Consider the following 19,371-nt stretch of genomic DNA (forward strand, 5'->3'; position numbering starts at 1 on the left):
CGGTAATCCCATGTCGCTTGACCGCCTGGCGCCCGCCATCTTCGTTCTGCTCTGGTCGACCGGCTGGGTCGTCGCGAAATATGCGACCATCGTTTCCGAGCCGCTGACCTTCCTCAGCATCCGCTATCTCGTCGCCGCGGTGTTGTTTGCCGGCCTGTGTCTGGCGTCGGGCGTGTCCTGGCCGCGTGATGGGCGCACCGTCGCCCACGCCGTCATTTCCGGCGCCTTCCTGCACGGCTTGTACCTCGGCGCGCTGTGGTGGGCGATCGGGCAGGGGGTGCCGGCGGCGCTCTCCTCCATCATCGCCGCGCTACAGCCGCTGATGACGGCGCTCGTCGCCCCGTTCTTCATCGGCGAGCGATTGAGCACAACACAGAAGGCGGGCCTTGGCCTCGGCTTTTCCGGCGTGCTGCTTGCCGTCGTGCCGAAGTTCTTCGGCCACGGCGCGTCGGAAATTCCAGCCTTTGCCATCATCATCAACATGCTCGGCATGGTCGCCGTCACCTATGGCACGATCTACCAGAAGCAATATCTGCGCACGGGCGACATCAGGGCGATCGCCACGCTGCAATATATCGGCGCGGTGATCGTCACCGTGCCCTTCGCGCTGGCGCTGGAGACCCAGCATGTCGATTTCGGCTTTCCCTTCGTCGCGCTGCTCGCCTGGTCCGTGCTGGGCATTTCGATGGGAGCGATCCTGCTGCTGCTCTATCTTCTGCGCCGCGGCCAGGTCTCGCGCGCGGCCTCGCTGATCTATCTCGTGCCGCCGCTCGCAGCCCTTCAGGCCGCAGCGGTTTTTGGAGAAGAACTGACCGTCCCGATGATCCTCGGCACCGCCATCGTGGTCGCCGGTGTCTATCTCACCAACCGCAAGGACATCGCCGCTGCGGCGTGACCGAACACCGTTCTGCACAGCTTGCTAGTAGTCCACAAGCTCCAGTGGATTGTCCGTCGTTCCGAACGTGGGTTGCACGCCGAGAAGGGCGGCCGAGCGTGAAATGATCTCCTTGGTTATGGGTGCGGCGGTCGAGGCCGCGGTGCGTCCGCCGTTCTCGCCGGTCTTCGGCGCGTCGACGAATGTCAGCACGACATAGCGTGGCTTCGCCATCGGAAAGCCGGCGATAAAGGCATTGAAGTTGATGTCCTTGGCGTATCGCCCGTTGATCACCTTGTCGGCCGTGCCGGTCTTGCCGCCGACGTCGAAGCCCTCGACCTGCGCGGAGCGGCCGGAGCCGTTCATGCCGTTCCAGCGATAGAGGAAGCGCATGTCGTCGCTGGTCTTGTTCTTCACCACCGCGCGGGCGATCTCGTCTGCGGCGTCTTTCGAGCGGGGAAGGAAGGTCGGATTGATGAGGTTTCCGCCGTTGATGAGCGCCGCCGCTGCAACCGCCGTCTGAAGCGGCGTGGTGGCGACGCCGTGGCCGAAGGAGATGGTGACGGAGTTGATCTTCTTCCATATCCGCGGCTGGGTGGGGGTCGCAACGCCCGGCATCTCGGTTTCCATCTTCGACAACAGGCCGAGCCGGGTCAGGAATTCACGATGCCCGTCCATGCCGACCCGGTCGGCAACGGCGGCCGTGCCGATGTTGGAGGAATACTGGAACACTTCGGGGATGGTGAGAGGCCGGTTCTTGCCCCTGAAATCGCGGATGGTGAAGCCGCCCATGCGGATGGGACGAGATGCATCGACCACCGAAGACAGCGTGATATGTCCCGTATCGAGCCCCATGGCGAGCGTGAAGCCCTTGAACGTCGAGCCCATTTCGAAGGTGGCGTTGCTCACCCGGTTGAACCAGCCCTTTTCATACTCCCGATCGATGCTGCCGTCGGCCAGCGTGCGCGAGGGCTGGTTGGGATCGTAATCCGGCACGGAGGCCATGGCGAGCACCTCGCCGGTCTCGGCATCAACGATGACCGCACCGGCCGCTTCCGCCTCGTATTTCGTCATCGCACTCTGGACGACATCGCGTACGATGTGCTGGACGCGCAGGTCGATCGACAGGCGAACGGGTTCCATGCGCGTGTCGTTCGTCAGCCCCGCCGCCCTGAGATCGGCATAACCCTGCTGGTCGATATAGCGTTCCATGCCGGCGAGGCCGAGATTGTCGATGTTCACGTGTCCTACGACGTGGGCCGCGGTCGAGCCGCCGGGATAGAAGCGCCGCTTTTCCGGGCGAAAGCCGATACCGGGGATACCAAGCGCGAGAATGTCGGCCTGCTGGCGCGGCGTAAGCTGGCGGCGCAGCCATTGAAAGGCCGACTTCGATTTGAGCCTGCGATGCGTCTCGCTCCAGTCGAGGTCGGGAATGACGGTGGCGAGCTTCTCTATAACCTCGTCGGCATCGATTACCCTGCGCGGCTCGGCATAGAGCGAGACGGTGTTGATATCCGTCGCCAGAAGCTGCCCGTGACGGTCGAGGATATCGGGGCGCGAGGCGACGGTGTGCTGGTTGAAGTTGATGGCACCCGCCGTCAGCGTATCGGTGAGACCGTATTGTACGAGGCGCGCGCCGACGCCGGTATAGAGCAAGATGAAGCCGACAATGAGCAAGGCGATGCGTCGGCGCGGATCAGGCCGTGAAAGCAGCACGCCGCGGTTCGCCTTGGCCCGTATGGTGAAATGGGCGCGGCTCCTCAGCCTGACGATGAAGGATATCATTCGGGCAAAACTCACGCATGGAAACGAAGCGTAAGCCTGCATGCTGGCGGCCCGAAAGCCAACGGAAGGCCCGGCAAATGGCCGGATGCAGTTAAAACTGCATTAATATACATTTAAAATTGGCAAAGACGGCTTAACGCTTTCGTAGCGATGAAGCGCGTGTTCCACATACGAAAACGGCGGGCCAAAGCCCGCCGTTCGTGTTCATCTCTGTCGTGGGCTCAGGCCTGTTCGCGGCGCTGGCCTTCGGACCGGCGGGGCTTGCCCTGCTGCGGGCGGCCATTGCCGCCGCCATGGTTGCGATTCTGGCGTTCGCCCTGCTTCTGGGCCGGGCGGCCGTGCTGCGGGCGCTTGGCGCCCGAAGGGGCCGCACCTTCCGTTGCCTGTGCACCGTCGCTGAAGGGCTTGCGGGCCGGGCGCTGGCCGGCGCGGCCGCTGCCGGAGCGCTGACCGCCGCCGCCGTTGCCGCGACCCTTGCGCGACTTGCCGCCGGGACCGGCGGTGATGACAGCCGGGGCTTCGCCGCTGGCAACGGCGATCTGGATGCCCATCAGCTTTTCGATGTCGCGCAGCAGGTGCGCTTCGTCGGGTGTGCAGAAGGCGATCGCGATGCCGTCGCGGCCGTTGCGGGCCGTGCGGCCGATGCGGTGGACATAGGCGTCCGGCACTTCCGGCAGGTCGTAGTTGTAGACATGCGTGACGCCGGGAATGTCGATGCCGCGGGCAGCAACGTCGGTTGCCACGAGAACGCGGATTTCGCCGTCACGGAAGGCCTTGAGGGCGCGCTCGCGCTGGCCCTGGCTCTTGTTGCCGTGGATGGAGGCGGCCTTGAAGCCGATATGGTCGAGATGCTTCATCAGCTTCTCGGCGCCATGCTTGGTGCGCGAGAAGACGAGCGACAGGCCATCCGGATTGTCGGTGAGCGTCTTGCGCAGGATCTGCGCCTTCTGGTCCTTTCCCGGAACGTGGTGGACATACTGTTCCACCTTGTCGGCCGCCTTGCCCGGGGGGGTCACTTCGACCTTCTTCGGGTTGACGAGATATTCGCCGGCCAGTTCGCCAATCAGCTTCGGCATGGTGGCCGAGAACAGCAGCGTCTGGCGGTTCTTCGGCACCATCTTGGAAATCTTGCGCAGGTCGTGGATGAAGCCGAGGTCCAGCATCTGGTCGGCCTCGTCGAGCACGAGGTAGCGGGCCTGCGTCAGCGTCACCGATTTGCGGGCGACGAGGTCGAGCAGACGGCCGGGCGTGGCAACGAGGATGTCGGTGCCGCGGGAAAGCATTTCCGACTGCTTGTTGATGGAGGCACCGCCCACGACGGTGACGACACGCAGCGGGGTCTTCTTCACGAAGTCGCGCAGGTTTTCAGCGATCTGGTTCACCAGTTCGCGGGTCGGGGCGAGAATGAGGGCGCGGATGTTGCGCGGGTCGGGACGGCGGGCGTCGGCCAGCAGCTTCTCGATCATCGGCAGGCCGAAAGCGGCCGTCTTGCCGGTGCCGGTCTGGGCGAGACCGATCAGGTCGGAGCCTTCGAGGACGAGCGGAATGGCCTTCGCCTGGATCGGCGTGGCTTTTTCGAAACCGAGGGCGGTAAGGGTATCGACGATGGTCTTCGAGAGGCCGAGGTCGTGAAAAGTGGTCAAGTCAAATACCTTTCGGGGCGCCAAACGCAAATCGCCGGAACGCACCATGCGTTTCCGGTTTCGTTCGGCGTCAAGAACCCCGCGTGAATTGGGAACTTGTGGGTTGGTTGGCAGTCGTCTGCGCAGGCATCCGAAAAATGGGAGACGGATCGTTCTCTTGCGCTTGTCCTTCTTAGCATCCCGAAAGTGGGAAATCGCAGGCTCGCTCACGCGGCGGCCGAAGGGCGACGCTGGGGCTCATGTCGTTGTTTTACGGCAAAAAGTCAAGTCCTGTTTTCGCAGCTGCGAAAGCGCAACCGTCACTCCATGCGCAGATCGAAGTCGGCCGCAGCCGATATCGCGCCGTTGATCAGCACCTCGATGCGGTGCGTTCCGGGGTAATAAACCCTGGTCGTGATCGCGCGGATGGCGTGGTCCTTGGTGATGGTCTGGCGCGCACCGGCGGGCAGGTCGAGTTGCTTCCATTTGAAGACCTTCGGCGAAAGCGTGCCGTTCGCCTTCACATGATGGATGGCGTAGTCGACCATCAGCCGTTGCGGGGCCTTGTCGCCATTCGTGACATCGATCGAGAAGCCCAGCTTGTCGCCGAAGACGACGACGGGCGTGGCGACCGTCAGCGCTGCCGTGACGCCCTTGGCGGCCGCGAAGCCGAAATTGGCGAGCGCCTTTTCATGTCCCTTCTTGAGCAGGGTGCGCGAGGCGTGACGCAGCAATTGCCGGCGCTGCGGGGAGGCGCCCTGGATATGGCGCTCCACGAAGTCGGCGGCGAGGGCAGGGTGGTCCTTGGCGATGTCGTTCAGGCTGTTGGCGACCGAGCGGCGCACATAGTCCTCGGGGTCGTCGAGAAGGGCAATCAGGATCGGCAGGATCGGATCGGGGTTCCTGACGAGGCCGGGCAGGCGCATGGCCCAGGGCAGGCGGGGACGGGTGCCCTCGCTGGCGAGCCGGCGAACATGGTGATTGTCATCGCTCACCCAGCCGGAGATTTCGGCAAGCGCCCGATCCTGATCGGCATGGATGAACCGGCGAATGCCGAACTCGGCGGTGAAATGCGGCGTCAGCGCTTTCAAAAGCGCAAGCGACAGATCGAAATGCCCGAGGCCGTATTCGGAAACGAACTGGTTGACCGGCAGCAGTGCCCATCCGGAGAGGCCGGGCTTATCCTCCGCTGGCAGGGCGCGGCGTAGGATGGCGGCGGCAGCGGGATAATCGGCGGGAAGGGTCTGCGCCAACGCGTGCTTGATCTGATCGGCCCGCTGCATCAGCTCGAGCGCATCCATGCCCGCCGTCGCCAGATCGTTGAACCGGCTGCCGTCGAAATCGGGTGCTGCGCGGGAGATATGCGCGGCCATCTCCTTCACGAGCCCGGGATGCAGCAGATTTTTCAGCGGTTCGGCCATCGGTCTTCTCCTGTCGGTGGCGACTTTACCGGGCGTCTCAGCCATGGTGATAGGCCCCCTCACGGCTTTCCAACAGCTTCGTGAGTGCGGCCACCCGGAACCTGAAAGGGCGCCTTGCGTTGGATGATACGCATCCGGCCACAATCATGTGGGATGCTTCTCGACGCAGATGATCTGCACCGATGAACCTTGCTACGGGAGTGAAATATGACCGCTACGACTTGGATTCTCGCCGCCGACGGCAATCAGGCCCGCCTTCTGAAAGGCGTGAACCTGCTGAAGGACGAATCGCAGAGCCCTGAGCAGGAGGTCTTCCGCTGGGAACCGAAGCGAGTGCAGGACATCATGGCCGACAAGCCTGGCCGCAGCCATTCCTCGGTCGGCCCCGGCCGCTCCGCCATGGAGTATTCCAGCGATCCGGTGCGCGATGAACAGCAGAAGTTCACCGCTGAAGTTGCCGGGCGGATTGATGATTACGCTGCCGAAGGCGCCTTCGACCGGCTTGTCGTCTGCGCCGCTCCGCAGACGCTCGGCGATCTGCGCAATAAGCTCTCCGACAAATCCCGCACGCTGACCATGGCCGAGATCGACAAAAACTTTTCGAACCTGCCGACGGAAAAGCTCATTTCATCCGTCCGCTCGATCATGTTTGACGCCTGATCTCGTTTAGAAATCCGTGGGAACGCCGCCCTCTTCCTTACGCCTGGCGACGAACGCATCCAGCTCGTCCTCGATCGCGGGGTCGATGGGCGGCCGCTCATAGCTGTTGAGCTTTTCCTTGAAGACCCGGTTGGCATGATCGTAGGTGGTCGGCCGGCCGGCTTCCGTCCAGGTCTCGAAATTACGCCAGTCCGACAGGATCGGCGAGTAGAAGGCGTTTTCGTAGCGCGCCAGCGTATGCGGCGTGCCGAAGAAATGGCCGCCCGGGCCGACATCGCGCACGGCGTCCACGCCCAGCGCATCCGCGCTCACATCGAGCGGCGTCAGGTATTCCGCCACCATCTGCAGCATGTCCACGTCGAGGATGAACTTCTCGAAGGACGCCGTCAGGCCACCCTCTGTCCAGCCGGCCGCATGCATGATGAAGTTGCCGCCGCCTTGGGTCAGCGCCCACAGCGAGAAGGCCGATTCATAAGCCGACTGCGCATCCAGCGTGTTGGAGGCGTTTGTGTTGGAGGTGCGATAGGGAATGTTGTATTTGCGGGCAAGCTGGCCGCCGGCAATGACCGCCTTCATATATTCCGGCGTGCCGAAGGCCGGTGCGCCGGTCTTCATGTCGACATTCGAGGTGAAGCCGCCATATATGACCGGCGCGCCGCGCCGCACCATCTGCGTGAAGGCGATGCCGGCGAGCGCTTCGGCATTCTGCTGCACCACCGCACCCGCAACCGTGACCGGCGCCATGGCGCCCGCAAGGGTGAAGGGCGTGACCACCACGACCTGATTGCGCGACGACATCTCGATGATGCCCTGCAGCATCGGCCCGTCGAGGCGTAGCGGCGAGGAGGTGTTGATGATGGTGAACAGCGAAGGCTCGCGTTCCATCTGCTCCATCGAAATACCTCGGCCGATGCGGGCGATCTCGATGCCGTCGAGATTGCGCTGCCTGCCGAGGGAATAGACGTGGAACACCTTGTCGGTGAGCTTCACCAGATCGGACAGGCAATCGAGGTGGCGCACCGACGCGTGGATGTCCACCGGCTCGACGGGATAGCCGCCCGTCGTGTGGATGATGTCGTAGGACTGGGCGAGCTTCACCAGCTTGCGGAAGTCGTCCTGGTTACCGGCGCGGCGGCCGCCCTCGCGATCCGCCACGAAGGGTGCGGATGCGACCTGCGCGAAGACGAGATTGTCCCCGCCGATCTCGACATTGCGCACGGGATTGCGCGCATGCATCGTGAAGCCTGACGGAACGGAGGCCATCATGTCCATGATGAGCCCGCGGTCGAAGCGCACGCGGTCGGTGCCGGGCGTGACATCGGCGCCGGCCGCCTTCATACGCTCGCGCGCTTCCGGCAGGATGATATCCATGCCGATGTCTTCAAGAATAGTGAGCGAGGCCTGATGCACCGCTTCGAGCGCGTCCGCCGAAAGCACGGCCGACGGGGCCTTCGTGTTGATGAGGTTGAGATATTTCGCGGTGGCCGGCGGTCGGCGGACCCGTTCAGCGCTGCGTCCGCCGGTGCGACGACGGCGCTCCAGCGGGGCGTCGGACGCCGGATTTTCGAGATGGTTTTCGAGCTTGATGACGTCACCCATGCGGCGCGACCCCGGTCTGTTCTGCCATTGCGCCCTTGTCGCATATTGGCCGGCAAAATGCCCAGCCATTTGCGACAGGCAAATGCCGTGATGGATAAGCAGGCCACTCAAGTCGTGGCAACGAAGTGTTAACCATCCGTTCAAGGATTGGTGATACTCCCCGAGCTGTGTGAAACCTTCCTTCCGTGCCGCTTCGGGGAGTACTGGCATGGCCGAAACTCAAGACGAATTGCTGGAAGCGGCCTGTGCGCGGGTCCGCGCCCATCCTTATCCGGCCTACGTCAAGAGCAGCGAGCTGCGCTATCTCGCGGTAAACGAGGCCTATGCGGGTCTCTTCGGCCTGAATGCTGCGGCGATGATCGGCCAGCGCAGCGACGAGATTGGCGAGTCCGCCGCGCTCGGCGACCGGGGCGACCCGGAGCGCCGCTGTCTGGTTTTCGGCAATCCCGAACAGGCCCGTTTCATCCATCCCTTCGGCAGTGGCAGTTTCGACATCGCGCTCAGGCGTGAGCGGTTGTCGCCTGCGCTCTCCATCCTCGTCGGCCTGTTCACGCCGTTGGCAGCGACCGCCGCACCAGCTGCGGCCAACGCCAACGGTACGCCGCCCGCAAGCCCGAACAGCCGCGACGGCATTGTTGAGGCACTCGAGACGCTGGGCGCCGGCGTCGCCGTTTTCGGGGCGGATAATCGTCTGGCTTATGCAAACGGCGTGATGCGGGAATTCTACAAAGGGCTTCTCGGCGATGCGGCGGATGGTCCCGTCGCTCTTGCCGCTCTTGCCGCCGCCCTGCACGATCTTGAGGTCGGGGACCAGCCACAGGCCGAGCGTGCAGCCTGGATCGCAGCGCGCCTGGCAAGCTATGACCTGCCGCTCTTCGAGACCATCGTTCGGGTCGGCGAGGGGTGGATGCGCATCGTCACGCAGCGCCGGCCGGATGGCGCGCTTGTGATTCTACGGATCGACGCGACCGCCGTACGCGACAGCGAACATCGCCTGACCCAGCAATTGCAGGAAATCGGCCTTTACCGCGCATTGCTCGACGAGCTTCCCGTCGCCAGCTTCATGCGCGACGAAGCGCAGCGGATGATCTTTGCGAACCGCGCCTTCGTCGAGTTGATCGGCCGACAGCCGGAGGAACTGCTTGGGCTGACCACGCGGGAAATGTATCCCGAGCAGGGCGAGGCGTTCCACGAGCAGAACCAGTTCGTGCTCGACACAGGCGAACTTGTCGAGAGCGAGGTCGAGTATGTGCGCGCCGATGGCTCTGCCCTTCCGACGATTTCGCGGCTCTACCGCGTCACGACGCTGGATGACAAGCGCTACCTGATCGGCTCGATCACCGACACGACCGTGCTGATGAAGCGCGAGGCGCAGCTGATCGAGGCGCAGCGACAGGCCGAAGCCGCCCGCTCGGATCTCGAAAGCGTCGTGGAATCGCTGCCTGTCGGCATCGTGGTCGTGGACGGGATCGGTGTCATCGAGCTTGTCAATGGCGCCTTTCAGTCCCTGTGGGATGGGGTGCTGCCGCCCATGAGGGGGCGCCCGCTCGGCGAGTTGATGCGGTTCCTGCGCGACCAGGGTGGGGAAAGCGAGGGCGGCTGCGGGTCGAGCCTCGAAAGTCACGAGCAGGCGCTGTGTTCCATACGTTCCGGTACACGATCGGCGCGTGAGGTCGCCTATGCGAACGGCCGCACGCTGATCGAGGCCGGCTGCACGATTTCGGGCGACCGCTGCCTTCTTACCTTCATCGACATTACGGACAGGCGTGAACGCGAGCGCGAGGTTCTGGAAACCCGCAGCGCTCTGGAAGACGTGGGCAGCCTCATGAAGGATGCGGTTTCCTCGATGAGCCAGGGCCTGCTCATCGTCGAGGATGGAACCGTCGTCCTGTCCAACGAGGCGCTGGCGTCGATGATCGCGATGCCGGCGCATCTGCTGCAGCCCGGCGCGCGGCTTGCGGACCTGGTGCAAAGCTGCGCCGACCGCGAAATCGCCGGGTTCGTGGGAGACGAGCGGGTCGAAACGCGCGATTTTGGCCGCATACTCTTCACCGGAAAGCCGGCGACGCTCACCGTTTTCAGCGGCTATCAACGCTGGTTGCGCCTCGATGTCACGCCGACGGGACGCGGCCGTTCGGTTGTCGTTTTCTCCGACATCACGGATATCAAGAGCCGCGAGGACGAGTTGCGCCGGCTCGTCACCCACGCCGAGATGGCAGACCGGGCGAAGTCGGAATTTCTGGCCAATATGAGCCATGAAATCCGCACGCCCATGAATGGCGTGCTCGGCATGGCCGAACTTCTCGCCAAGTCGCAGCTCGACACGCGCCAGAAGACCTTCATCGACATCATGGTGAAGTCGGGCAATGCGCTGCTGACGATCATCAATGACATCCTCGATTTTTCGAAGATCGATGCGGGGCAGATGACGCTGCGCGACGTGGTGTTCAACCCGGTCGAGGCCGTTGAGGATGTCGCGACGCTGCTGTCGGCGCGGGCGGCTGAAAAGGACATCGAACTCGTCGTGCGTGGCGCGGCCAACATGCCGGCGGTCGTCAGCGGCGACGCCGGGCGCTTTCGTCAGATCATCACGAACCTGGTCGGCAATGCGGTAAAGTTCACCGACCGGGGCCATGTCCTCATCGATCTGGCCTCCCATCAGACCGAAGCCGGCGTGGAGATCGTCATACGCGTCGAGGATACCGGCGCCGGCATTCCCACCGAGAAGATGGAATCGATCTTCGAGAAGTTCTCGCAGGTCGACAGTTCGTCGACCCGCCGTCATGAGGGAACGGGCCTCGGCCTTGCCATCACGGACGGGCTGACACGCCTTTTCGGTGGCACGCTGGAGGCAAAGAGCGAGATCGGCACCGGCTCGGTCTTCACGGTGCGCCTGCCGATGGCGCTTGCTGCTGCGCCGGTGCCGGACCGTATTGTGCCTGCCCGGGTGAAAACCGCGCGCATCGTCGTCGTCGACGCGCATGCGCTGTCGCGCAAGGCGTCTCACGACATGCTGCTCGACTGGGGTTTCGATGCCACGGCGGTCGCCTCGGAAGACGAGGCGCTTGCGGTTCTGGCGGCGGCCGAGGATGCCGGCGTGCGGGTCGATGCGGTCATTCTGGATTACCGGCCCGAGCATTCGCCCGCTTTCGTTGCGGCCCTTCGCAGCCATCCCGGCACGGCGGCCATTTCGCTGATCGTGCTGACCTCGATGAACCTTTCGACCGAAGATGATATGCTCGCCGCGCAGGATGTGCAGGCGCATCTCATGAAGCCGGTGCGTGCAGACCAGTTGCACGAAACGGTATCGGAAGTGCTGCGGGCGGCACGCAGCGTCCAAAACCGCCGCGGCGCGGCAGCGGCGGTCGAAAACAACATATTGCCCTTGCGGCCGACCTCCGCGCCGATGACGCCGGCCGTTCAGGCCGAGGGCGAGACGCTTGACGTGCTGGTGGCCGAAGACAACGAGGTCAACCAGATCCTCTTCACGCAGATGCTGACCGCCGCGGGGCTGTGCTTCCGCATCGTGGGCAATGGCGAGGAGGCGGTCGCGATCTTCCGGGAAAGCCCGCCCGGCGTCATCCTCATGGACATCTCCATGCCCTTGATGAACGGGCTGGAGGCAAGCCGCGCGATCCGCGAGCTGGAGCACGGCACCGGCAACCGCGTTCCGATCGTCGCTGTCACGGCGCATGTGCTGCACGGCGACCGCGAGGAATGCCTTGCCGCCGGCATGGATGACTATCTCGCCAAGCCGATCAGCACCGAGAAACTGGAAGAACAGCTCGACCGCTGGCTGAAGCGCAGCAAGGCCGCCGCCGCAAAGGGCAGGCCGCACTGAGCGTCAGGAAACGGGTTTTTCGCCGCACAGCATTTCTCGCTTGCCCGCAAAACCCGGCCGCCGCTCGACTGTGAAGCCGGCTGCGGCGAGGTTGCGCCGCACGAACCCGGCCGCAGCATAGGTGGCGAAACGTCCGCCCGGTGCGGTGAGCCTGAAAACCGCCTGCATGAGTTCCGGCGACCACATGTCCGGGTTACGGGACGGCGCGAAGCCATCGAGATACCATGCGTCGAAGGGCTTTTCGCCTGCCTGCAAGCTATCGAGTGCCGCGCCGCAGACGACGGTGAGACGAACGGAGGGCTCAAGCGCGATCTCGACGCGTCCTGCCGGCGCATCGGGCCAGTTTGCGGTGAGCAGGGCGCGTTCACGGTCGATTTCCGGCCAATTCGACAGCGCGCGGTCGATATCGGCGCGTGCCATCGGAAAAAGCTCGAAGGAAGTGAAGTGAAGGCTTGCGCCCTCAGGCGCGCTTTCACGCCATTGCCGCCAGGTTTCGCAGAGATTGAGACCGGTGCCGAAGCCGAGTTCGCCGATGCGGAACGCGCCGCCGCGCTGCCAGCGGTGCGGCAGATCGTTGCCCGCAAGGAAGACGTGGCCGCATTCCAGCCGGCCGTCGCTGCGGCAATAAAAGTGGTCGTCAAAGGCGCGGGAATAGGGCATATCGCCCTCGTGCCAGTCGAGGGCCGTCTTATCAGTCGTGTTTTCAGGATCGTGATCAGCCATGGCGCATGCCGATAATCGCGGGAAGGCCGCCGGTCAACCGGGCGTGGACCTCCTTGTCGTCGGCGGCGGGGTCATGGGCCTGTGGACGGCGCTCCATGCCGCGCGCAGCGGCCGCTCGGTCACGCTTGTTGAGAAGCGGCGGATCGGCTCTGGCGCCAGCGGCGGCGTGCTCGGCGCGCTGATGGCGCATCTGCCGGATCGCTGGAACGCCAAGAAAGGTTTTCAGTTCGAGGCGCTGGTCTCGCTGGAGGCCGAGATCGCCGCGCTGGAGGCCGAAACGGGCCTTTCGGCCGGCTACCGCCGCTCCGGCCGCCTCATTCCACTGCCCAAGCCGCACAACCGCGACCTTGCCCTGCGCACCGCAAACGAGGCGCTCTCTGTATGGCAGACGCCGGACCGCTCCTTCGCTTTCGAGGTGCTGGATACGGCGCCCGTTCCCGGCTGGCCGGCACCTGCGGTCATGGCGCATGGCGTCGTTTACGACCACCTTGCCGCCCGGCTGGCGCCCAGAGCGCTGGTTTCGGCGTTGAAGGCTGCGCTTGGGCAACGGGCAAACGTCACGATCCGTGAAGGTGTCGGGGTCGTCAGTCTCGATCCTGATGCCGCAATCGCGCGGCTCGATGACGGGACGGATCTCTCCTTTGGTTATTGTGTGCTGGCCGCCGGTGTCGAGGCGTTTGACCTGCTCGCCTCTTTTTCCCAACCGGTCGCTCGTCCGTTTGGTAGTGCGGTCAAGGGGCAGGCGGCGTTGTTGCGAGCGTCGGTCGACCCGGCGTTGCCGGTGATTTTCGCCGATGGTCTCTATGTGGTGCCACATGAGGACGGTCTCGTTGCCGTGGGCAGCACCAGCGAGAACGATTTCGCCGAACCGTACGGAACCGACGGCCTGCTCGATGCGCTGATCGACAGGGCGCGTCTGACGGCGCCGGTCCTTGCCGACGCGCCCGTCGTGGAGCGCTGGGCCGGGCTGCGGCCGAGGGCTATCGGCCGCGAACCGATGGTCGGGCGTCACCCCGATCACGCCCGTATCAGCCTGATGGCCGGCGGGTTCAAGGTGAGTTTCGGCATCGCGCATCGCCTCGCTCGACAGGTGCTAAACGAGATCGAGGGCGGCACGCTCGACGTACCGCCCTCTTTTGCCGTCGCAGCCCACTTCGAGGAAGCCCGACGTCTCTAGCGTCCCTTACATCCAGTAAGGCGGGACGCCGTAATAGTCGTGGATCACCTTGCCGTTCTGGCGGTTCCACTCATATTCCGCATCGCTCTCATAGTGCGGCGCTTTTTCGACCTGTTCCTTGGTAAGATCGACGCGATAGCCGCCGAGGCCTTCGTCATAGTTCAGCTTGCCCCAGGGCAGCGGATAGTGATCGCTGCCGATGCCGAGGAAGCCGCCGAAGCTGAGCACAGCGTAGGAAACATGACCCCTTCTCTTGTCGAGGATAAGGCGCTCGACCGAGCCAATATGCTTGCCATCGGCACCGTAAACGCTCGTGCCTTCGACCTTGTCACTGGCAATGAGATCCTGGGTTTCGCGAATGTTTGCATCCTGCATGGCCATAGTGTTTCTCCTTGGTTGACATGGACAGAAAACGGTCCCGGGCGCTAATGGTTCCTCTCAAGTGCCAGATTTCGTTCGACTTCGGGCGCTCCGGTGCTAGGGTGAAGCTCTCCGCGACGGAGGGCGCGAGGAGATGGAATGACGGACAAGACTTACGCACGCGACCTCATCGGCTACGGCCGTAACCCGCCCGTAGTGCGCTGGCCTGGCGATGCGAATATCGCCGTGCAGTTCGTGATCAACTACGAGGAAGGCGGCGAGAGCTGCATTCTGGACGGAGATCCCGCATCCGAATGCCTGCTGTCGGAAATCGTCGGCGCGGCGGCCTGGCCCGGCCAGCGCAACCTCAACATGGAATCGATCTACGAATACGGATCGCGCGCCGGCTTCTGGCGCCTGCACCGGCTCTTCACCAGCCGCAATGTGACGACCACGGTCTATGGCGTGACGCTCGCCATGGCGCGCAATCCCGAAGCGGTCGCTGCCATGAAGGAGGCGGGCTGGGAAATCGCCAGCCACGGCTACCGCTGGCTGGAATACAAGGATTTCTCCGAGGAGACGGAACGCCAGCATATCCGCGAGGCCGTGCGCCTGCACAAGGAACTGACCGGCTCGCATCCGCTCGGCATGTATCAGGGCAAACCCTCGGCCAACACGCTGCGGCTCATCATGGAGGAGGGCGGTTTCGTCTATTCCTCCGATTCCTACGCCGACGATCTGCCCTACTGGGTGCCGGGTCTCGACGGCGAGCCCTTCCTGATCATCCCGTACACACTCGAAACCAACGACATGCGTTTTGCGACCCCGCAGGGTTTCAACACCGGCGACCAGTTCTTCACCTACCTGAAGGACGCCTTCGACGTGCTCTATCAGGAAGGCGCCGAAGGCAGCCCGAAGATGCTGAATATCGGCCTGCACTGCCGCCTCGTCGGGCGCCCCGGCCGTGTCGCCGCGCTCGCCCGTTTCGTCGATTACGTGCTCGGCCACGAGAAGGTGTGGATCCCGCGCCGTATCGATATCGCCCGCCACTGGATCGAGAACCATCATCCGTCAAAGGGCCCGGGCGCATGATCGACCGCGTGGATTTCCTTGCCCGTTTCGGCGGTGTCTTCGAGCATTCGCCGTTCATCGCCGAGCGGGCGCTTGAGGCCGGCACCGTGCCGGAGCCGATGACGGCGGCCGGCGTGCATGCGGCGCTGACCGAAGTTTTCCGCAAGGCGAGCGCGGATGAGCAGTTGGGTGTGCTCCGGGCACATCCCGACCTTGCCGACAAGCTGGCGATTGCCGGCGGACTGACGGAGGACAGCCGCAGGGAGCAGGCCGGCGCCGGGCTCGACCGGCTGAGCGCTGAAGAGCATGCGCGCTTTACAGCACTCAACACCGCCTACACCGAAAAATTCGGCTTTCCCTTCATCATCGCGGTGAAGGGTCTGACCAAGAACGATATCCTCACTGCCTTCCAGACGCGGATCGACAATTCCGCGCAGGCGGAATTCGAGACCGCGAAAACCCAGGTGGAGCGCATCGCGCTCCTGAGATTGACTGCTCTGCTCCCCGGAGACTGACGATGCCCGATGACCCACGACCGCCCTTCCTCTCCCCGGGAGGGCTGTCCTATGGCTGAGACACTGACGATCCGGCCGCTGACCCGCGAAGCCTTCGCGCCGTTCGGCACGGTGATCGAGGCGGACCCCGCCACCATGCGCCACATCAACGGCGGCACGACCGAACGCTACCATGCGCTGGCCGAGGCCGAGGCGACGGGCGAGGATGCGAAGGTCATCATCAACCTCTTCCGTGGCAGTCCGCGCGCCTTCCCCTATGCGATCGACATGATGGAGCGCCATCCGTTCGGCAGCCAGAGTTTCTCGCCGCTGGACGACAGGCCCTGGCTGGTCGTGGTGGCAGAGGATGAGAGCGGCAGGCCCGGCAGGCCGCAGGTGTTTCGCGCAGGCGGACGCCAGGGCATCAACTACCGACGCAACGTGTGGCACCATCCGCTGATCGCGGTCGGCGCCGTCAGCGATTTTCTCGTCGTCGACCGCCTCGGCGGTGGCGTCAATCTGGAAGAGCATTTCTTCGACACGCCTTTCATCATCGAGAAGCCTTGAGAGGACGCCATGAGCAAGCCCGGACGCCTCACCACCCATGTGCTCGATACCGCGCTCGGCAAACCCGCCGCCGGTCTGCGCATCGATCTCTACTGGATCGAAAACGAGGAGCGCCAGCATATTACCACCGTCACGACCAACGGGGACGGGCGCGTGGATGGCGCGCTCGTCGAGGGCGTGGGTTTCATGGCGGGGGTCTATGAACTGGTGTTCCACGCCGGGGATTATCTGCGCGGCACCGGCGCCGATCTGCCGGAGCCGGCCTTCCTCGACCGGATCCCGTTGCGCTTCGGCATCGCCGACCCGTCGAGCCATTACCACGTGCCGCTGCTGCTTTCGCCCTACGGCTACTCGACCTATCGCGGAAGCTAGAGCATTTCGGGTTCGGAAATGCTCTACGCCGAAGCGACTTCGCGTCGGTTGAAATGCTTATAACGCAGCCTTCATCGCCTTGCCCGCCACGTAGGTTTCGCGCACGGCGCGGTCGTCGCCCATCGTCTGGAGCAGGAAAAGCTCGTCGGTGAGGGAGCGTGTGACTTCCATCTTGAGCGCCATGGCCGGGGTGGCGGCGGCGTCCAGCACGACGAAATCGGCATCCGTGCCTGCTTCCAGCGTGCCGATATGGTCGGACAGCGAAAGCGCTTCGGCATTGCCAAGCGTCATGTGATAGAAGCTCTCGAACGGGTTCAGCCGTTCGCCCAGCAACTGCTGGATCTTGTAGGCCTCGTCCATCGTCTTGAGCATGGAATAGCTCGTGCCGCCGCCGATATCGGTGGCGACGCCGATGCGCACCGGCTTTTCCCGACGTGACAGCGCCTTCAAGGGGAAGAGGCCGGAGCCGAGGAACAGGTTCGATGTGGGGCAATGCACGGCGACCGCGCCCGCCTCGCTCATCGCATCCGCCTCTCGCTCGGAAAGGTGGATGCAGTGGCCGAACAGGCTTTTGGGGCCGAGCAGGCCGTACTTCGCGTAGATATCCGTGTAGTCGATGGCGTCGGGGTAGAGCTCGCCCGTGAAACGAATTTCATCGTGGTTTTCGGACAGATGCGTCTGGATGTGCAGGTCCGGGAACTCTCGGGCGAGTGCGGCCGTCATTTCCATCTGTGCCGGCGTTGAGGTGATGGCGAAGCGCGGCGTGATGGCGACGTGGTTGCGGCCCTTGCCGTGCCATTCGGCAATGACGGCGCGTGTCTCGTCGTAGCCGATCTGCGGGGTGTCGAGCAGGCCCTGCGGGGCGTTGCGGTCCATCATGACCTTGCCGCCGACCATGCGCATGCCACGCTTCAGGGCCTCGGCGAAATAGGCGTCGGCCGAGGCCTTGTGCACGGAGCAGTAGGCGACGGCCGTCGTCGTGCCGTGGCGGATCATCTCGTCGTAGAAGTGCCTTGCGATGCGCGCGGCGTGTTCGCTTTCGACGAAGCGGCATTCCTCGGGGAAGGTGTAGGTGTTCAGCCATTCGAGCAGGTTTGCGGCATAGGAGCCGATTACCTGCATCTGCGGGAAATGCAGATGCGTGTCGATGAGGCCGGGCAGGATGAGATGCGGACGATGATCGATCTCCTCAGCATCCGCGGCGGCCTCGGCGCGCACGGTGGTATAGGGGCCCGCCGCGACGATCCTGCCGTCCTCCACCAGCAAACCGCCGTCCTCCTCGTAGCGATAGCTTGCCGTGTCATCGATGGCCTGCGGGCGGCGCACAAAGGAGAGCAGACGTCCGCGAACGAGGGTTTGTGTCATGGCGGTCAGCTTCCTTCTGTCGATGTTTCGAACCACGCGGTGATGAGGGCGCGCTCCTGAGGCGTCATGCCGGTGAGGTTGCCCGGCGGCATGGCGTGGCTGCGCCCTGCTTGCAGATAGATCTCGCGGGCATGAAGGGCAATCTGCTTGTCGCTTTCGAACACAACGTCTTTGGGTGCAGCGCGCAGGCCTTCCCACACCGGCTCTGCCGCATGGCACATGGAACAGCGCGTCGAGACGAGATCGCGCACCGCGGGGAAGTGGCCGTTGGCGGCGAAGCGCTGGGCGGCCGGGGGCAGGGCGGCATCGGCACGCTCGCCGGTCAGGACCTTCGGCACGGTGGACAGCCACATGATGACGAGGAAGATGAGCGCCGTGACGAGCCAGGTCCAGGTCGGTTTACCCTTGCGGGCGTGGGTGGTGTTGAACCAGTGGCGGATGGTCACGCCCATCAGGAAAACGAGGGCGGCGATGATCCAGTTGAAGGCCGTCGCGAAGGCGAGCGGATAGTGGTTCGACAGCATGAAGAAGATGACGGGCAGCGTCAGGTAGTTGTTGTGGGTGGAGCGCTGCTTGGCGATGACGCCGTATTTCGGATCAGGCGTGCGGCCGGCAATGAGATCGGCCACCACCACACGCTGGTTCGGCATGATGATGAAGAAGACGTTCGCCGACATGATCGTGGCGGTGAACGCGCCGAGATGCAGGAAGGCGGCGCGGCCGGTGAAGACCTGCGTATAGCCCCAGGCCATGGCGACGAGGATGAAATAGAGGACGATCATCAGTCCCCATGTGTTTTTGCCGAGCGGTGACTTGCAGAGCAGGTCGTAGAGGATCCAGCCGAGCGCCAGGGAGGCGAGCGAGATGAGGATCGCCACCGGCGTTGAGACATCCAGCACGTTGCGATCGACGAGGAAGAGATCGGCGCCGCCGTAATAGACGAGACAGAGCAGTGCGAAACCGGAAAGCCAGGTCATGTAGCTTTCCCATTTGAACCACGTCAGATGCTCGGGCATCGAGGCCGGGGCCACGAGATATTTCTGGATGTGGTAGAAGCCGCCGCCATGCACCTGCCATTCCTCGCCATAGGCGCCGGCCGGCAGATGCGGCCGTTTCACCAGGCCGAGATCGAGCGCGATGAAATAGAAGGACGAGCCGATCCAGGCGATGGCGGTGATGACATGCAGCCAGCGGACGGCGAAGGTCATCCACTCCCAGGCAATGGCATATTCGTACATGCGGTCTTCCCCTCTGATGATCGCGCCGACTGCCACATTGCGCAAGATTCGCGGGCGAGGGAAGGGTGAATGCATATGCTGTCCGCCATGCGGTTCAGCCCGTACGGAGTACCGCCGGGGTGATGGGCATTCGGCAATCCGGAGAACCGCGCGAAAGCGTTGCCTCTGGAAAGGGGTTGTATGGTTGGCTTCGCCTTCGCGC

The 19,371-nt window shown here is 63.8% G+C and carries 16 protein-coding genes; 8 read left to right on the top strand and 8 right to left on the bottom strand.

What is annotated here, in order from left to right:
* The first annotated feature begins 10 nt into the window (after positions 1 to 10).
* Positions 11 to 895 (top strand): DMT family transporter, encoded by an 885-nt coding sequence (locus tag MKI86_RS22415; RefSeq protein WP_241605511.1) that lies wholly within the window; start codon positions 11 to 13, stop codon positions 893 to 895.
* Positions 896 to 919: 24 nt separating this feature from the next.
* Here MKI86_RS22415 and MKI86_RS22420 read toward each other — a convergent pair whose 3' ends face one another.
* The 3 genes from MKI86_RS22420 to MKI86_RS22430 form a co-directional block, all read right to left on the bottom strand.
* The gene (locus MKI86_RS22420; RefSeq protein ID WP_241605513.1) at positions 920 to 2,659 is read right to left on the bottom strand and encodes a peptidoglycan D,D-transpeptidase FtsI family protein; all 1,740 of its coding nucleotides are present in this window, start codon (positions 2,657 to 2,659) and stop codon (positions 920 to 922) included.
* 221 nt (positions 2,660 to 2,880) lie between these two features.
* Positions 2,881 to 4,302: a DEAD/DEAH box helicase gene (locus tag MKI86_RS22425; RefSeq protein ID WP_241605515.1), complete on the bottom strand. Its 1,422-nt coding sequence runs from the start codon at positions 4,300 to 4,302 to the stop codon at positions 2,881 to 2,883.
* 299 nt (positions 4,303 to 4,601) lie between these two features.
* Positions 4,602 to 5,702 carry a DNA alkylation repair protein gene (locus tag MKI86_RS22430; RefSeq protein WP_241605517.1) on the bottom strand — a complete coding sequence of 367 codons (1,101 nt, stop codon included), beginning with the start codon at positions 5,700 to 5,702 and terminating at the stop codon, positions 4,602 to 4,604.
* A 207-nt stretch (positions 5,703 to 5,909) separates the two neighbouring features.
* Between MKI86_RS22430 and MKI86_RS22435 the strand changes: the two genes are divergently transcribed.
* The gene (locus tag MKI86_RS22435; protein ID WP_241605519.1) at positions 5,910 to 6,362 is read left to right on the top strand and encodes a host attachment protein; all 453 of its coding nucleotides are present in this window, start codon (positions 5,910 to 5,912) and stop codon (positions 6,360 to 6,362) included.
* A gap of 6 nt (positions 6,363 to 6,368) precedes the next feature.
* Here the strand turns inward: MKI86_RS22435 and MKI86_RS22440 are convergent, their stop codons facing one another.
* Positions 6,369 to 7,961 carry a trimethylamine methyltransferase family protein gene (locus MKI86_RS22440; RefSeq protein WP_241605521.1) on the bottom strand — a complete coding sequence of 531 codons (1,593 nt, stop codon included), beginning with the start codon at positions 7,959 to 7,961 and terminating at the stop codon, positions 6,369 to 6,371.
* A gap of 208 nt (positions 7,962 to 8,169) precedes the next feature.
* Here MKI86_RS22440 and MKI86_RS22445 point away from each other — a divergent pair, with 208 nt between their 5' ends.
* The gene (locus tag MKI86_RS22445) at positions 8,170 to 11,802 is read left to right on the top strand and encodes a PAS domain-containing hybrid sensor histidine kinase/response regulator (protein ID WP_241605523.1); all 3,633 of its coding nucleotides are present in this window, start codon (positions 8,170 to 8,172) and stop codon (positions 11,800 to 11,802) included.
* Positions 11,803 to 11,805: 3 nt separating this feature from the next.
* Here MKI86_RS22445 and mnmC2 read toward each other — a convergent pair whose 3' ends face one another.
* On the bottom strand, positions 11,806 to 12,525 hold the full coding sequence (mnmC2, locus tag MKI86_RS22450; RefSeq protein ID WP_241605525.1) for a tRNA (5-methylaminomethyl-2-thiouridine)(34)-methyltransferase MnmC2: 720 nt from the start codon (positions 12,523 to 12,525) through the stop codon (positions 11,806 to 11,808).
* Here mnmC2 and MKI86_RS22455 point away from each other — a divergent pair.
* Positions 12,524 to 13,702: an NAD(P)/FAD-dependent oxidoreductase gene (locus MKI86_RS22455; protein ID WP_241605527.1), complete on the top strand. Its 1,179-nt coding sequence runs from the start codon at positions 12,524 to 12,526 to the stop codon at positions 13,700 to 13,702. The genes mnmC2 and MKI86_RS22455 overlap by 2 nt on opposite strands.
* A 6-nt stretch (positions 13,703 to 13,708) precedes the next feature.
* Here the strand turns inward: MKI86_RS22455 and MKI86_RS22460 are convergent, their stop codons facing one another.
* Positions 13,709 to 14,083, bottom strand: a complete 375-nt coding sequence (locus tag MKI86_RS22460; RefSeq protein ID WP_241605529.1) for a PRC-barrel domain-containing protein — start codon at positions 14,081 to 14,083, stop codon at positions 13,709 to 13,711.
* 138 nt (positions 14,084 to 14,221) lie between these two features.
* Here MKI86_RS22460 and puuE point away from each other — a divergent pair, with 138 nt between their 5' ends.
* From puuE to uraH, 4 genes are read left to right on the top strand one after another with little or no spacing between them, the layout of a single operon-like run.
* Positions 14,222 to 15,154: an allantoinase PuuE gene (gene puuE / locus MKI86_RS22465; RefSeq protein WP_241605531.1), complete on the top strand. Its 933-nt coding sequence runs from the start codon at positions 14,222 to 14,224 to the stop codon at positions 15,152 to 15,154.
* Positions 15,151 to 15,648, top strand: a complete 498-nt coding sequence (uraD, locus tag MKI86_RS22470; RefSeq protein WP_241605533.1) for a 2-oxo-4-hydroxy-4-carboxy-5-ureidoimidazoline decarboxylase — start codon at positions 15,151 to 15,153, stop codon at positions 15,646 to 15,648. The genes puuE and uraD overlap by 4 nt, the downstream gene beginning before the upstream one ends.
* A 51-nt stretch (positions 15,649 to 15,699) precedes the next feature.
* Positions 15,700 to 16,194 carry an ureidoglycolate lyase gene (locus MKI86_RS22475; protein WP_241605535.1) on the top strand — a complete coding sequence of 165 codons (495 nt, stop codon included), beginning with the start codon at positions 15,700 to 15,702 and terminating at the stop codon, positions 16,192 to 16,194.
* A gap of 9 nt (positions 16,195 to 16,203) precedes the next feature.
* Positions 16,204 to 16,566: a hydroxyisourate hydrolase gene (gene uraH / locus MKI86_RS22480; protein WP_241605537.1), complete on the top strand. Its 363-nt coding sequence runs from the start codon at positions 16,204 to 16,206 to the stop codon at positions 16,564 to 16,566.
* Positions 16,567 to 16,623: 57 nt separating this feature from the next.
* On the opposite strand, the gene guaD is transcribed toward uraH, so the two are convergent.
* Both guaD and puuD read right to left on the bottom strand, forming a co-directional pair.
* Complete coding sequence (gene guaD, locus MKI86_RS22485; RefSeq protein WP_241605539.1) at positions 16,624 to 17,931, bottom strand: guanine deaminase; 1,308 nt, start codon at positions 17,929 to 17,931, stop codon at positions 16,624 to 16,626.
* Between the two features lie 5 nt (positions 17,932 to 17,936).
* Entirely contained in the window at positions 17,937 to 19,169 is a 1,233-nt protein-coding gene (gene puuD / locus MKI86_RS22490; RefSeq protein WP_241605541.1) for a urate hydroxylase PuuD, read from the bottom strand.
* Between the last annotated feature and the right edge of the window lie 202 nt (positions 19,170 to 19,371).

It is taken from the genome of Shinella sedimenti (assembly GCF_022601905.1).
Taxonomy (GTDB): Bacteria; Pseudomonadota; Alphaproteobacteria; order Rhizobiales; family Rhizobiaceae; genus Shinella; species Shinella sedimenti.